At 70.0% G+C, this 13,084-nt stretch carries 12 protein-coding genes and 3 pseudogenes; 11 read left to right on the top strand and 4 right to left on the bottom strand.

Going from position 1 to position 13,084, the window contains the following annotated elements:
• Positions 1-168 precede the first annotated feature (168 nt).
• The 4 genes and pseudogenes from WJ438_RS16530 to WJ438_RS16515 all read left to right on the top strand — a co-directional run.
• On the top strand, positions 169-1,461 hold the full coding sequence (locus tag WJ438_RS16530) for a PspC domain-containing protein (protein ID WP_406725938.1): 1,293 nt from the start codon (positions 169-171) through the stop codon (positions 1,459-1,461).
• On the top strand, positions 1,458-2,180 hold the full coding sequence (locus WJ438_RS16525; RefSeq protein ID WP_406725937.1) for a LuxR C-terminal-related transcriptional regulator: 723 nt from the start codon (positions 1,458-1,460) through the stop codon (positions 2,178-2,180). The genes WJ438_RS16530 and WJ438_RS16525 overlap by 4 nt, the downstream gene beginning before the upstream one ends.
• Before the next feature lie 118 nt (positions 2,181-2,298).
• Positions 2,299-2,613 (top strand): annotated as a pseudogene (locus WJ438_RS16520) (GNAT family N-acetyltransferase); the annotation flags it as partial.
• Positions 2,588-2,890 (top strand): annotated as a pseudogene (locus WJ438_RS16515) (YjbQ family protein); the annotation flags it as partial. The pseudogenes WJ438_RS16520 and WJ438_RS16515, both read left to right, overlap by 26 nt.
• Positions 2,891-3,009: 119 nt before the next feature.
• On the opposite strand, the gene WJ438_RS16510 reads toward WJ438_RS16515, so the two are convergent.
• Positions 3,010-3,750, bottom strand: a complete 741-nt coding sequence (locus tag WJ438_RS16510) for a class I SAM-dependent DNA methyltransferase (protein ID WP_406725936.1) — start codon at positions 3,748-3,750, stop codon at positions 3,010-3,012.
• 111 nt (positions 3,751-3,861) lie between these two features.
• Between WJ438_RS16510 and WJ438_RS16505 the strand changes: the two genes are divergently transcribed.
• Both WJ438_RS16505 and WJ438_RS16500 read left to right on the top strand, forming a co-directional pair.
• A complete protein-coding gene (locus WJ438_RS16505; protein WP_406725935.1) occupies positions 3,862-4,839 on the top strand; it encodes a transposase family protein in 978 nt (325 codons plus the stop codon).
• The gene (locus WJ438_RS16500; protein WP_406729714.1) at positions 4,839-5,135 is read left to right on the top strand and encodes a GNAT family N-acetyltransferase; N-acetyltransferase; all 297 of its coding nucleotides are present in this window, start codon (positions 4,839-4,841) and stop codon (positions 5,133-5,135) included. The genes WJ438_RS16505 and WJ438_RS16500 overlap by 1 nt, the downstream gene beginning before the upstream one ends.
• Positions 5,136-5,197: 62 nt before the next feature.
• Here the strand turns inward: WJ438_RS16500 and WJ438_RS16495 are convergent, their stop codons facing one another.
• Positions 5,198-5,680 (bottom strand): ATP-binding protein, encoded by a 483-nt coding sequence (locus tag WJ438_RS16495; protein ID WP_406725934.1) that lies wholly within the window; start codon positions 5,678-5,680, stop codon positions 5,198-5,200.
• A 131-nt stretch (positions 5,681-5,811) separates the two neighbouring features.
• Here WJ438_RS16495 and WJ438_RS16490 point away from each other — a divergent pair, with 131 nt between their 5' ends.
• From WJ438_RS16490 to WJ438_RS16475, 4 genes are all read left to right on the top strand, one after another.
• Entirely contained in the window at positions 5,812-6,621 is an 810-nt protein-coding gene (locus WJ438_RS16490) for a helix-turn-helix domain-containing protein (RefSeq protein WP_406725933.1), read from the top strand.
• Complete coding sequence (locus tag WJ438_RS16485) at positions 6,621-6,863, top strand: DUF397 domain-containing protein (RefSeq protein ID WP_406725932.1); 243 nt, start codon at positions 6,621-6,623, stop codon at positions 6,861-6,863. The genes WJ438_RS16490 and WJ438_RS16485 overlap by 1 nt, the downstream gene beginning before the upstream one ends.
• A gap of 282 nt (positions 6,864-7,145) precedes the next feature.
• Positions 7,146-8,105 carry a MarR family transcriptional regulator gene (locus WJ438_RS16480; RefSeq protein ID WP_406725931.1) on the top strand — a complete coding sequence of 320 codons (960 nt, stop codon included), beginning with the start codon at positions 7,146-7,148 and terminating at the stop codon, positions 8,103-8,105.
• Positions 8,106-8,160: 55 nt separating this feature from the next.
• On the top strand, positions 8,161-8,514 hold the full coding sequence (locus WJ438_RS16475; RefSeq protein WP_406725930.1) for a hypothetical protein: 354 nt from the start codon (positions 8,161-8,163) through the stop codon (positions 8,512-8,514).
• On the opposite strand, the pseudogene WJ438_RS16470 reads toward WJ438_RS16475, so the two are convergent.
• Together WJ438_RS16470 and WJ438_RS16465 are read right to left on the bottom strand one after the other, a co-directional pair.
• Positions 8,492-8,956 (bottom strand): annotated as a pseudogene (locus tag WJ438_RS16470) (hypothetical protein); the annotation flags it as partial. The gene WJ438_RS16475 and the pseudogene WJ438_RS16470 overlap by 23 nt on opposite strands.
• Positions 8,949-10,157, bottom strand: coding sequence for an NlpC/P60 family protein (locus tag WJ438_RS16465; RefSeq protein WP_406725929.1), 1,209 nt, complete (start codon positions 10,155-10,157; stop codon positions 8,949-8,951). The pseudogene WJ438_RS16470 and the gene WJ438_RS16465, both read right to left, overlap by 8 nt.
• 354 nt (positions 10,158-10,511) lie before the next feature.
• Here WJ438_RS16465 and pcrA point away from each other — a divergent pair, with 354 nt between their 5' ends.
• The gene (pcrA, locus tag WJ438_RS16460; RefSeq protein ID WP_406725928.1) at positions 10,512-13,019 is read left to right on the top strand and encodes a DNA helicase PcrA; all 2,508 of its coding nucleotides are present in this window, start codon (positions 10,512-10,514) and stop codon (positions 13,017-13,019) included.
• Positions 13,020-13,084 lie beyond the last annotated feature (65 nt).

Genomic DNA, 13,084 nt, shown 5'->3' with positions numbered 1-13,084 from the left:
GTGACGGGCGAGCCGCCGTGACGGCAGTCGGGACGACCCTGGCCGGACCCTGATATCGGCCCTGAGGGACGGCCGGGGAGTGTTCGAGGTGCCCGGACCGGAGATCAGGGGAGTCTCCGGGGCCGACCCTGATGCCCCGGAACCGGGGGCCGTGTGACCATCATTGGCATGTCGGAAGCCGCAGCAGCGCCACTCGTCGAGCCGCGGCCGCCGCGCAAGCTCTACCGCAGCGGTGAGGGACGCTGGCTCGGTGGTGTGGCGCGGGGGCTCGCCGGGCACCTCGGGCTGCCCGTGGTCTGGGTACGGCTCGTGTTCGTCGGCCTGTTCATGGCCGACGGCCTCGGCGCACTGCTGTACGCCGCGTTCTGGTTCTTCGTACCGCTCGGCGTGGGCGGTGTGGACGCGCCGAAGCCGCCCCCGCTGGTCGGGACCGAGACCTCGCCGGACGGCCGGCGCAGACTCGTCACCCGCAGACCGGACAAGGGCCAGATCGTCGCCCTGCTCCTCATGGTCGTCGTGGCCATGGCCTTCGTCGGCAATGTGAACCTGTCCAACGGCGCCAAGGCCTATCTCTGGCCGACCGTGCTGGTCGGCGCGGGCGTAGCCCTGGTCTGGCGGCAGGCCGACAACGCGCGCCGGGCCCGCTGGGTCGAGGTCGGCAGCCGCCGCCGTACGGTCACCCTGCTGCGGTCCGGCGCCGGCGTCCTGCTGGTCACGGCCGGTGTCTCGGGCATCTTCGTGCTGCGGGGCTCCGGGAGCCACCTCGCATCGGTGCTCCAGGCGGCCCTCGCGGTCCTCGTCGGGATCACGCTCCTCGCCGGCCCCTACCTCGTGCGCATGACCCAGGACCTCTCCGAGGAACGGCTGATGCGCATCCGCGCCCAGGAGCGTGCCGAGGTCGCCGCCCACGTCCACGACTCGGTACTGCACACCCTCACCCTGATCCAGCGCAACGCCGAGAGCCCGGGGGAGGTGCGCCGCCTCGCCCGCGCCCAGGAGCGCGACCTGCGCACCTGGCTCTACAAGCCCGAGGGCACCGGCAAGGACGAGGCCGACGAGCCCACCACCCTCGCCGACGCCGTGCGGCGCAACGCCGCCGAGGTGGAGGACAAGCACGGCGTCCCCATCGAGGTCGTCGTCGTCGGCGACTGCCCGCTGGACGAGAAGATCGGCCCGCAGATGCAGGCCGCGCGCGAGGCTATGGTGAACGCGGCCAAGTACGGTGGCGAGGGGGGTGCCGTACAGGTCTACGCCGAAGTCGAGGGAAGGACGGTCTTCGTGTCCGTCCGGGACCGCGGCCCCGGCTTCGACCTCGACTCGATACCCGCCGACCGCATGGGTGTCAGAGAATCGATCATCGGCCGCATGGAGCGCAACGGCGGCACGGCGCGGCTGCGCGCGGTGCCGGACGGCGGCACGGAGGTCGAGCTGGAGATGGAGAGGGCGGAGAAGACGTCATGAGCGAGCCCACCGAACCGACCGGGACGAACGCAACGGCGGGACCGGCCGACGGCGCCGGACGTCATGTGCGTGTCGTCCTCGTCGACGACCACCGCATGTTCCGCACGGGCGTCCAAGCCGAGATAGGACAGACCGAACAGACCGGCGTCGAGGTGGTCGGCGAGGCCGCGGACGTCGACCAGGCGGTCACGGTCATCACCGCGACCCGGCCCGAGGTCGTCCTCCTCGACGTGCACCTGCCCGGTGGCGGCGGTGTGGAAGTGCTCCGCCGCTGCGCCCCGTTGATGGGGGACCCCGAGCAGCCGGTCCGCTTCCTCGCGCTCTCCGTCTCGGACGCGGCGGAGGACGTGATCGGGGTGATCCGGGGCGGCGCCCGCGGCTACGTGACCAAGACGATCACCGGGGCCGACCTGGTCGACTCGGTCTTCCGGGTCCAGGAGGGCGACGCCGTCTTCTCCCCCCGCCTGGCCGGCTTCGTCCTCGACGCCTTCGCCTCGACCGACGCCCCTCCGGTCGACGAGGACCTCGACCGCCTCACCCAGCGCGAGCGCGAGGTGCTGCGGTTGATCGCCCGCGGCTACGCGTACAAGGAGATCGCCAAGCAGCTGTTCATCTCCGTGAAGACGGTCGAGTCCCACGTCTCGGCGGTGCTGCGCAAGCTCCAGCTCTCCAACCGCCACGAACTGACCCGCTGGGCGACGGCCCGCCGCCTGGTCTGACGATCTGCTGGGCGCGTCCGCGATCATCCCGTTCGGCTGGGGCCGACGGGTCAGTGGCTGCCGCCGCTGTGGGTCGTCCGAGGCTTCTGCCCGGCGGGCGTGCGATAGGTTGCCCGCCATGACCGAGCTCGGACCCGTGGCCTGGCCACCCGCCCCGATCAGGACCGAGCGGCTCGTGCTCCGTGAGTCCGGGGCCCGGGGCCGTGCGGCGTTCATCGAGCTGTTCGCCTCGCCGGAGGTGCGCACCTACCTCGGTGGCCCTCGACCGCGTGATGAGCTCGAGCGCGCGGTGCCTGAGGTGCCCGGGCGGCGCCCTGGCCTCTTCGTGATCGGTCTCGACGGAGCGATGATCGGCACGATCGCGCTCGATCGGCGCGACGCCGAGCGTCCGGGACACGTCCGTCCGGATGCCGGGGAGGCCGAGCTCGGCTATCGACCTCGCCCGCGATTGTGAGGGTTTCCTCCGCAAGGCGGCGGCAGGCCGCGACGGCCTTCTGAACGTCTTCGTGCCGCACGCCACGACCGGCGTGGCGATCATCGAGACGGGCGCCCAGCGACGACGACCTCCTGGACGCTCTGCACACCCTTCTGCCCGCCGACGACCGCTGGCAGCACCCCACGGCAGCCCCGGCCACGGCCGCGACCACGTCCTCCCGGCCCTCGTCGCGCCCCATGCGGCTCTGCCGGTCATCGGCGATCGGCTGGAACTGAGGACATGGCAGTCGGCGTGCCAGGTGGATACGCACCTGCGACGGCGGGATACCTCCCACCGTCGTGACTTTTTCATCGTGCCCGGCCTGGCCGAGGGGCGGGACCAGGAGGGGCTGCCTCAGGCCGGCTTGCGCCACACGGAGATGTGCTTCGCGGAGTCCTGGGTGAACGGCGCCCCGTCCCAGTCCGCGACGCGCCGTTCCAGCTCGAGCCCCGCGATCCGTGCCATCAGGTCGAGCTCCGCCGGCCACGCGTACCGGTGCCGGGAGTAGCCGCGGCGGTAGCGGCCGTCCTCGCCGTCGCGGGTGAGGTGGTGCGAGACGAGAATCTGCTCGACCAGGTCGAAGGTGTCGAAGCCGAGATGCCGCTCGGAGACGTCGAACGGCACCGCGACCTGCCCGGGCGGCAGGAACCGCAGCGGCGGCACGCCCAGCTCGATGACGAATCGGCCGCCGGGCGTCAGGTGACGTGCGGCGTTGCGGAAGCACTCGACCTGCTCGTCCTGCGTGAGCAGGTTCGTGATCGTGTTGTAGACGAGATAGACCAGGGTGAACTCGCCGGGGACGACGGTCGTGGCCATGTCCCCGATGGCGACCGGGAGCATGTCCTCGTCGATCTTGCGCCGCAGGACCGCTGCCATGTGCTCGGACAGTTCGATGCCCACAACGGGCACGCCGCGTTCCCGGAGCGGGACGCCCACTCGTCCGGTTCCGATGGCGAACTCCAGTGCCCGGCCGTCTCCGGCGAGTTCGGTGAGGAAGGCGAGGGTCGGTCCGAGAACAGCGGCCGAGGACATCTCGCTCTCCTCGGCGTCGTAGCGGTCGGCGGTCGCACGGGTCCATAGCTCACTGCTCGTCACGGGCGGCCACTTTGCCGGGTGCGGCGGGGAGCTGTCCATGTATTTACGACCTGACCCAGGCTTGCGGCGCAGTGGCCGTGACGTGATGGCGGCCGCGCGGGTTCTTCGAGTGTGGTCAAGAAGCAAGCCCGCGCGGCCTTGTCCCATCCTGCCTTCACCGGGCTGTCCCGCCAACATCTCGGCGAGTTGCTCGAAGAGCTCGCTTCGCGCTGGGAGGCCCGGTGCGAGTCCGGGCGCCGGGAACGACGCGGCTCCGCGCGCCGCCGGCAACGCGGAGCCTGCCCGAAGTACGAACTCCCCTTCGTCGACAGGCTCGTGGTCACCCTCGTACATCTCCGGACCGAGCTGACCTACCAAGCGTTGGGCATCCTGTACGAGGTCGGCTCCTCCACGATCGGCCGAGCCGTGACCGAGGTCCGCCCGCTACTGGCCGCACGCGGCTTCGCCGTCCCCGAACGCCCCGGTCTGCGCCTGCGAATCCTGGAGGACGTGTTCGCCTACGCCGAGGCCGAGGGCGTCACCTTGCGCATCGATGGCATGGAGACCCAGGTCCGCCGCCCCTGGGCACACCGCCCCGGACGCCGTGCGTTCGTGTCCGGCAAGAAGAAGCAGAACACCATCAAGACCACCACCATCAGTGACGGGCAGGGCCGCACCCTGTGGAACGGAGCCGACCGGCCCAGCCGCATGCACGACCAGACCGCGATGCGCACCGAAGGGATCGCCGAGCAGTTCCGCCTCCACCCTGGCGTCAAGGCCGAGGTCGACGACGGCTACCGGGGCCTGGCGAACGAGTTCCCAGACCAGGTCAGCGCCCCGCCGAAGAGGGCCAAGGACGACGCACCCGAGGGCGACAAGCGAGCCTGGCGCGAAGCCAAGCGCCGCCAGTCCTCCTCCCGCATCCCGGTCGAGCACGCCAACACCGAGATGCGCCACTGGCGGCCGCTGCAGCGCTTCACCAGCCGCCGCGAAGACTACGCAGAGACCCACCGCGCCATCGCGAGCCTGGTCTCTGACCGTGCCGCCCGACGGGCCACCCGGCCCATCCACAGCACCGAACTGGCGCTCGCCCGACAGGCCGCCTGCTGATCATCCACCAGCCGAACCGCCGGGCGAGCACGCCCACGCCTCAATCGTGGGAAAGGTCGTATATGTTTCTGCCGGAGGCGTGGGGAGGCGGTTACGCCGCCGAGGCGTGCGTGGCGGCACTCGACTGGTTCGCCGACGCGCTTCCCGGCGAGCCGGTGGTGCTCTGCACCCAGACCGCCAACGACCGCTCGATGCGTCTCGCGGCGAAGCTGGGGTTCACCGAGGTGGAGCGGTTCGAGGAGTTCGGCGCCGAGCAGTGGTTCGGTGTGTGGTCCTCGGTCACGCCGTCCGGTTGAGCTCGTACCCGACAGCGCGTCGGGGGGAAGCGTACGGGGATGGGCTATGTCAGCCGCGCTGCTCAACCGGGTGGGAAATGCCTCACTGGTTCGGCGTGCGGCAACGTCTCCGGGAGGTTCTCGTACCGAAGCTCGAACCAAACCATCTTGCCGACGCCGGACTTGCGTAGCTCCGCACCCCAGTCGTCCGCCAGCGTCGTCACCAGTTCCAGGCCCCGGCCCGATTCGTCGTCCAGAGCTGCCGCTCCCGGCATTGGCAGTGTGTCGTTCGCGTCGGTCACCGTGATGCGGAGGCGGTTGGCCGTGAGTTCGCAGCGGGCCCGGATCTCGTGGCCGGCCGGGACTTTCGCGTGGCGGTAGGCGTTGGTCATCAGCTCGCTCAGGAGGAGTTCCGCCGTGTCCGTCGCGCCCTGCGGCAGTTCCCAGGACGCCGCCTGTTCGCGGAACAGTGCGCGGGCCCTGCCCACGCTTCTCGCGTGACGCGGCAGGCGCCACTCGATGTCCCTCGGGGCGGTCACGGGCAGCGGAAGTCGTGGGGTCTGCATGCGCTGTTCATCCCTTGCGTCGAACTTCTGACGTTTCGTGGGATCACGGTCTCGGCTCGCGCATAGCCTCGCGAGGAGCGACGTGGGTACAGCACGTGGTTGTCCCCACGGTGGACCCGGCGGAGGTGCGTGTGTCGACCGAAGTGAACTCCCAGCCGCCCGTGGCCTGGAGGTACTGCGGCAGCCAGATCAAGATGTGGCGTGCGGAGGCCGGTGTCGGTCGGGATGCGCTGGCCAAGGAGGCCGGCGACGACTACGAGTACGTCAAGTCGATGGAGAACGGCCGCCGTCGGCCCACGCTGCGGTTCCTGCAGATCGCGGATCAGGTGTGCGGGGCGGGCGGGAAGCTGGTGGCGGCTCAGGAGTACCTGAAGCCGGAGCCGTTCCCGACTTTCTCGCAGGACTTCATTCGGTATGAGTCAGAGGCCATCTCGCTCAGTACCTACGAGCCGCTACTCATCCCTGGGCTCCTGCAAACAGAGGAGACAACCCGGGCGTTGCTCAAGGCTCACTGGCCCCCGCTTGACGATGAGACCGTTGAAGAGCGCGTGGCGGCGCGACTCAAGCGGCAAGATCTGCTGACGAAGCAGACCAGGTCCTTCAGCTTCGTGATTGGCGAGTCTGCGCTGCGCAACGAGGTTGGCGGGGCTGAAGCGCACTCCCGTCAGTTGCGCCATCTGCTGACCATGTCGCAGCAGCGGAATGTCACGGTGCAGGTGCTCCCCATTGTCGGTGCACATCCTGGCCTCAACGGGCCACTGCTCTTGCTTGAGACACCGGAGCACGAGCATGTTGGGTACGAGGAGGGACAAACGGCTGGCGTCCTGTACTCGGATCCGGATCGCGTCAGTATCGCCACGCAGCGTCATGCGATGATCCTTCGGATGGCGTTGAGTCTTTCGGAATCCGCACGATTTATCTGCGAGGTGGCGGAGGAGTAATGAACAGGGACCTGCGATGGTTCAAGTCCACGTACAGCGGCACGGAGGGCGGCAACTGCCTCGAAGTAGCCCTCGACTGGAGTAAGTCCAGCCACAGCCAGGGCGGGGCGTGCGTCGAAGTCGCCCCCTGCCCCCACACCATCCACATCCGAGACTCGAAGCTCGGGCCCCGGAGTCCTCGGTTCACCGTCGCCGGAGGCACCTGGAGCGCGTTCGTCGCGTACGCCCGTACCGGAGCTTGAGCTTCGAGGGACAGGCTCCGAGGCCCGAGCGGCGTTTGCAAGGAATGGGTGGTGGGGTTCAACCCACCACCCGCCCTCCTCGCAACGTGCCGCGCTACCAGTCGTCATGACTTTTCGTGATCGGCTTGCGACACGCCGTCGCCACCCTCTAGCGTTCGCGACAACAAACAACCCCGGCAGGTGCGGGAACACCGACCGGGGTCTCACCTCAAGATCGAAAAGAGCGATCTCGTGGCTTACGAAGACTCTAACGGTGCCCTGCCCGCACCCGCAGCTCATCCCATGGCCAGTCCCGGCTATGGGAAACGCACCGCCCCGGCTGAGCCCGGTGCCGCGTTCCGGCCCGTCGACTTCTCGCACCTCCCCGCCCGCGAGGCCTACATCGCCGCCTACGTCGACCAGCTCCCCGAGGGCGCCGCGATGGACGTGAAGAGCCTCGCCAAGGCGCTTCCCCTCTACGGCCAGCAGGCCGTACGCAGCGCACTCAACGCTCTCTCCCGCGCCGGGCATCTCCACCGGGTCCGTGGCCTCGCCACAACCGGCGACGGCGCAACGCGCTGGGTGTTCCGTACGTTCTGGTCCAGCACCGCACGTGACAGCGCCTGGTGGGCTCGCTTCCTGGGAGGCGGTGAAGCGGCGGACATCGCGGGGGCAATCGACCAGGCCACTGTTCCTGCTGCGCCCGCATCCGAATCCGTCCCCACCGCCCCCGAAACGCATCGAGCCACCGGCTACCGGACGCTCGCCCGGCTCGGCCGCGTCGAACCCGGGCTCGCCCTGTCCGATGCCGACTGCAACGCTCTCACCGACATGGTTGTCCCCTGGCTGGAGCGCGGTGCGACTCCCGGCTCCCTGATGCAGGCCCTCACCTCCGGCCTGCCCGACGCCGTCCACGCGCCGCGCGGGTTCGTCGCTCGGCGCCTGCGCGACAAGCTGCCGCCCGTGCCCTCCACGGCCCCGGCCCCGGAGCCGACGCGGGATGCCCCCGGGCCACGCCTCGTCGGCCGTCTCCTGCCGGAGTGCACCAAGTGCGGCGTACCGGGGCCTCCCGCCGCCTTCGTCGGCGGTCTGTGCCGGGGCTGCCGTACCGTCGTGCCGCGTGGCGATATCCAGGACGCCGTACAGACGGCTCCGTCAGGCACCACGTCCCGTGCCTCCGCCCTCGCTCGCGAAGCCGTCCTGGCCGCCCGTGACCGCCGACGACCGGCCACATTCCGTCAGGCCACGGCCCTACAGCCGTAGCCATCGCATCGGGCCGGTGCAGGGTGAGGGGGCGGGGCTGGTTAGGCTCCGGCTCATGGACGTACTCACCCACCTCTTCGTCGGACTGCACATCATCGGCATCGCGTCGCTGCTCGGCGGGTTTCTGACCCAGATGAAGGCCATGGGCCAGGGCACCGCCCGCTTCGTCCCCGCGATGCTGCACGGCGCGCTGACCATGCTGGTCACCGGTGTGGTCCTGGTCGGCCTCAACGAGGGCGACGGCCAGTCTGTCAACCACATCAAGATCGGCGTCAAGCTGGCCCTGCTGATCGTGATCCTCGGCCTGGTCTACGTGAAGCGGGACGAGGAGAAGGTGGACAAGGGCCTGTTCGGGCTGGTCGGACTGCTGACCACGGCGAACATCTTCATCGCCGTGCTCTGGACCTGACGGAGGCCGGTACGGGGCCGGACGTGGTCGCGGTCCGCGCGGAGGCCACCGCGCCGACGGCGGCCGCCGGCCAGACGGCCACCGCGACCCACAGCAGCACCCGCCCCAGACCCTCGAGCCACGGGACACCGAGGGCGGCGGACGCGGAGAGCGTCGCCGCCGCCGTCATGCCGAGGGGGAACACGGTCGCCCAGCGCCGTGTGTCCTAGCTCAGCCGCGGCCGGACGGCCTCGGCGACCAGCAGTACCGCGTACCGGGCCAGGTCGAGCACCAGCAGGGCGACGGTCATCAGGCGCAGGACCCCGAGGTCGTCGTTCCACAGACACAGCCGGGCGTTGTCGGCGGCGAGCAGCCTGGCGCCGGCGAGTGACGAGAGAGCGATGGCCCCACCCGCGACCCAGTGGTCTCCGGCTCCCTCGGCCACCTGCTGTGGGTCAGGCCGGGCGGACCACGCTGTGGATCGACGACTCGCCGTCGTAGAAGACCGACTCCTCGCGGACGTAGGTGCCGGGCTTCGGCGCGTGGATCATCATGCCGTTGCCGACATAGAGGCCCACATGCGTGAGGTCGTCGTAGAAGAAGACGAGGTCGCCGGGCTGTGCCTGGGACAGCGGGACCGTGGTGCCGGCGTCGACCTGGTCGTAGGTGGTGCGGGGAAGGGTGACGCCGGCGGCCTTCCAGGCGGCCTGGGTGAGCCCGGAGCAGTCGTAGGAGCCGGGACCGGTGGCGCCCCAGACGTAGGGCTTGCCGATCTGCGCGCGGGCGAAGGCGAGGGCCTTCTCGGCCTTGGCGGCGTACGAGGAGTCCGTCGGAGTCGACGTCGACGGCGGGGTGGAGGTCGACGGGGCGGTCGACGCCGAGCCGGAGGAGCCGGACGCGCCGGAGGTGTCGGAAGGGCCGCTCTCCTGCTGCGCCTGCTCTGCGGCCTTCTGCTGCTCCGCCTGCTGCCGGGCCAGCTCGGCGGCCTTGCGGGCGGCCTCTTCCTGCTTCTTCTCCTCGGCCGCCGCGAGCCGCGACTTCTCCTCGGCGGTCAGCTTCGACATCAGCTCACGCGCGGTGCTGAGCTTCTTCTGGACGGTGGCCTTCGCGGTCCTCAGATCGCTCTGCGACTCGGTGAGCGTCTCGAGGCTCTCGGTGGCCTCCCGCCGCTTCTCCATCGTCTCGGACTGCTTGGTGACGTAGTCGTCGACCGCTTCCTTCTGGCGGCCGGTCATCCGGTCCATCAGCCGGTTCCGGTCGAAGAAGTCCTGCGGGGAGTCCGCGAGCAGGAAGGTCGCCGTGTCCGGGACGCCCGCGCCGGTCCGGTACTGGGCGGCCGCGAAGGAACCCAGTTTCTCCCGCGCCTCGTTGAGCGTCTGGGTGCGCTCGGCCACGTCGTCGAGGAGGGTGTCGACGCGCTTGCGCTGCTTCGTGGTCCTCTCCTTGGCCGCGTTGTACTTCTCGGTCGCCGACTCCGCCTGGCGGTACAGATCGTCGACCTTCTTCTCGACCTCCTCCAGGCTCGGCCTGCCGTCGTCCGAGGGAGCGGCGTCGGCCGTCTGGGAGAGCAGGGCGACGGAGGTCAGGGCCGCCGTGGCGAGAGCGGGGGTCCGTATGCCTGCCACGCGCGTACCGGGGGTGCGCGACTTGCGGTGCGACGCCAAGGGAGGCGACTCCTTCCAACGTTCCGCCTGCGGGGCGGCGGCAGGGGGACTTCCAGGTCGTCATCGCTCCGGGGAGGGCCGGGGACCGGCTGCCGCGACAGTGGTGACGGACCCGGCGGAGGCCGCTCGGCCCGGCGGGTTCGCCGGTGGGGGACGCGCGGCCCGCCCGAACCGTAGCCAACTCATGTGGCTCGTGTGAAGGTTGATGGGTGATATGCCCGATACGTTTTCGTGACCTTCTTCGTTGCGTCACGCAGGGTGAGACCGCGATGCTGGAGGGTGGGGAAGCGGTGTGGGGTGATGTTCTCGGGGTGGCCGCGGACCGGCGGCGGGGCGGCCTAGACTCGGAGAGCGATGAGCAGCCTCTTTGACGACAGCTTCCTGGCGGACCTCCAGGCCCAGCGGGCCCCCGTGGACGAACCCCCGCCGCCGCCCGAGGACGATCACGTACCGGAGGAGGTTCCGGACGATCTGTTCGGCGGGAAGTTCGACGTGCCGCCGGACCGGGACACCCACTACCGCGACGGTGCCCCGCGCCCGGTGCTCGACCCCGCCGCCCTCCTGGAGGGGCTGAACGACAACCAGCGCGCCGCCGTCGCGCACTCCGGCTCCCCGCTGCTCATCGTGGCCAGCGCCGGCTCCGGAAAGACCCGTGTGCTCACGCACCGCATCGCGCATCTGCTGGCCGCGCGGAGCGTCCACCCGGGCCAGATCCTCGCGATCACCTTCACCAACAAGGCCGCCGGCGAGATGAAGGAGCGGGTCGAGCGGCTCGTCGGCCCGCGCGCGCACGCGATGTGGGTCATGACGTTCCACAGCGCCTGTGTGCGCATCCTGCGCCGCGAGAGCAAGAAGCTCGGCTTCACGTCGTCGTTCTCCATCTACGACGCCGCCGACTCCAAACGCCTGATGGCCCTGGTCTGCCGTGACCTGGACCTCGACCCGAAGCACTACCCGCCCAAGTCCTTCAGCGCCAAGATCAGCAACCTGAAGAACGAGCTGATCGACGAGGAGGACTTCGCCGCGCAGGCGGCTGACGGTTTCGAGAAGACGCTCGCCCAGGCCTACGTGCTCTACCAGTCGCGGCTGCGCGAGGCCAACGCGCTCGACTTCGACGACCTGATCATGACGACGGTCAATCTGCTGCGCGCCTTCCCGGACGTCGCCGAGCACTACCGCCGCCGTTTCCGGCACGTCCTCGTGGACGAGTACCAGGACACCAACCACGCCCAGTACGCACTCGTGCGCGAGCTGGTCGGCACCTCCGATCAGCCCGCCGACGGACAGCCGGGCGCGGACGACCCGCCGCCCGCCGAACTGTGCGTGGTGGGCGACGCCGACCAGTCGATCTACGCCTTCCGCGGCGCGACGATCCGCAACATCCTCCAGTTCGAGGAGGACTACCCGAACGCGACGACGATCCTGCTCGAGCAGAACTACCGCTCCACGCAGACGATCCTCAGCGCCGCCAACGCCGTCATCGAGCGCAATGAGTCCCGCCGTCCCAAGAACCTGTGGACCAACGCGGGCACCGGCGCGCGGATCACCGGATACGTCGCCGACACCGAGCACGACGAGGCCCAGTTCGTCTCCGACGAGATAGACCGCCTCACGGACGCGGGCGAGGCCAAGGCCGGGGACGTCGCCGTCTTTTACCGCACCAACGCCCAGTCCCGTGTCTTCGAAGAGATCTTCATCCGGGTCGGCCTGCCCTACAAGGTCGTCGGAGGCGTTCGCTTCTACGAGCGCAAGGAGGTCCGGGACGTACTGGCCTACCTGCGGGTGCTCGCCAACCCGGAGGACTCGGTGCCGCTGCGCCGCATCCTCAACGTCCCCAAGCGGGGCATCGGCGACCGCGCGGAGGCCATGATCGACGCGCTCTCCCAGCGCGAGAGGATCAGCTTCCCGCAGGCGCTGAAGCGCGTCGACGAGGCGTACGGCATGGCCGCGCGCTCCGTGAACGCGGTGAAGCGGTTCAACACGCTGATGGAGGACCTCCGTACGATCGTCGAGTCCGGCGCGGGCCCGGCGACCGTCCTGGAAGCGGTCCTCGAACGCACCGGCTACCTCGCCGAGTTGCAGGCCTCCACCGACCCGCAGGACGAGACCCGGATCGAGAACCTCCAGGAACTCGCCGCCGTCGCCCTGGAATTCGAGCAGGAGCGCGGCGAGGGCGCAGCGACATCAGGGGCTACCGCCCCGGGGAGCACGCTGGCCGACTTCCTGGAGCAGGTCGCCCTGGTCGCCGACTCCGACCAGATCCCCGACGAGGACGAGGACGGCTCCGGCGTCATCACCCTGATGACCCTGCACACCGCCAAGGGACTGGAGTTCCCCGTCGTCTTCCTGACCGGCATGGAGGACGGCGTCTTCCCGCACGTGCGCGCCCTGGGGGAGGTCAAGGAGCTGGAGGAGGAGCGGCGCCTGGCGTACGTCGGCATCACCCGCGCGCGTGAGCGGCTGTATCTCACCCGGTCGACGCTGCGCAGTGCCTGGGGGCAGCCCTCGTACAACCCGCCCTCGCGTTTCCTGGAGGAGATCCCGGCCGCCCATCTGGAGTGGAAGCGGACGGGTGCGAGTTCTCCGGTGTCCTCCGGACCGGCGTCCGGGGTGGCGGCCTCGCTGTCGTCGTCCCGCTCCCGCTCGGCGGCGTCGGGCGCGTCCGGCTTCGCCACGCGCCGGGCCGCCGAGAAACCGGTGGTGTCGCTGACGGTCGGGGACCGCGTCACGCACGACCAGTTCGGGCTCGGCACCGTCGTCGGGGTGAAGGGCACGGGCGGCAACGCCGAGGCGACGATCGACTTCGGGGACACCAAGCCGAAGCGACTGCTGCTGCGGTACGCGCCGGTCGAGAAGCTGTAGCCGGGAGCCGGGAGCGCCCGGCACCCGGAGCCGGTTGACGAGCCCCGCCGGCGCTGAGCGGCGGG

This window comes from Streptomyces sp. GD-15H (assembly GCF_045291515.1).
In the GTDB taxonomy this organism is placed as follows: Bacteria; Actinomycetota; Actinomycetes; order Streptomycetales; family Streptomycetaceae; genus Streptomyces.
Note: the sequence above shows the minus strand (reverse complement) of the source record. Positions and strands in the feature narration are given on the sequence as shown.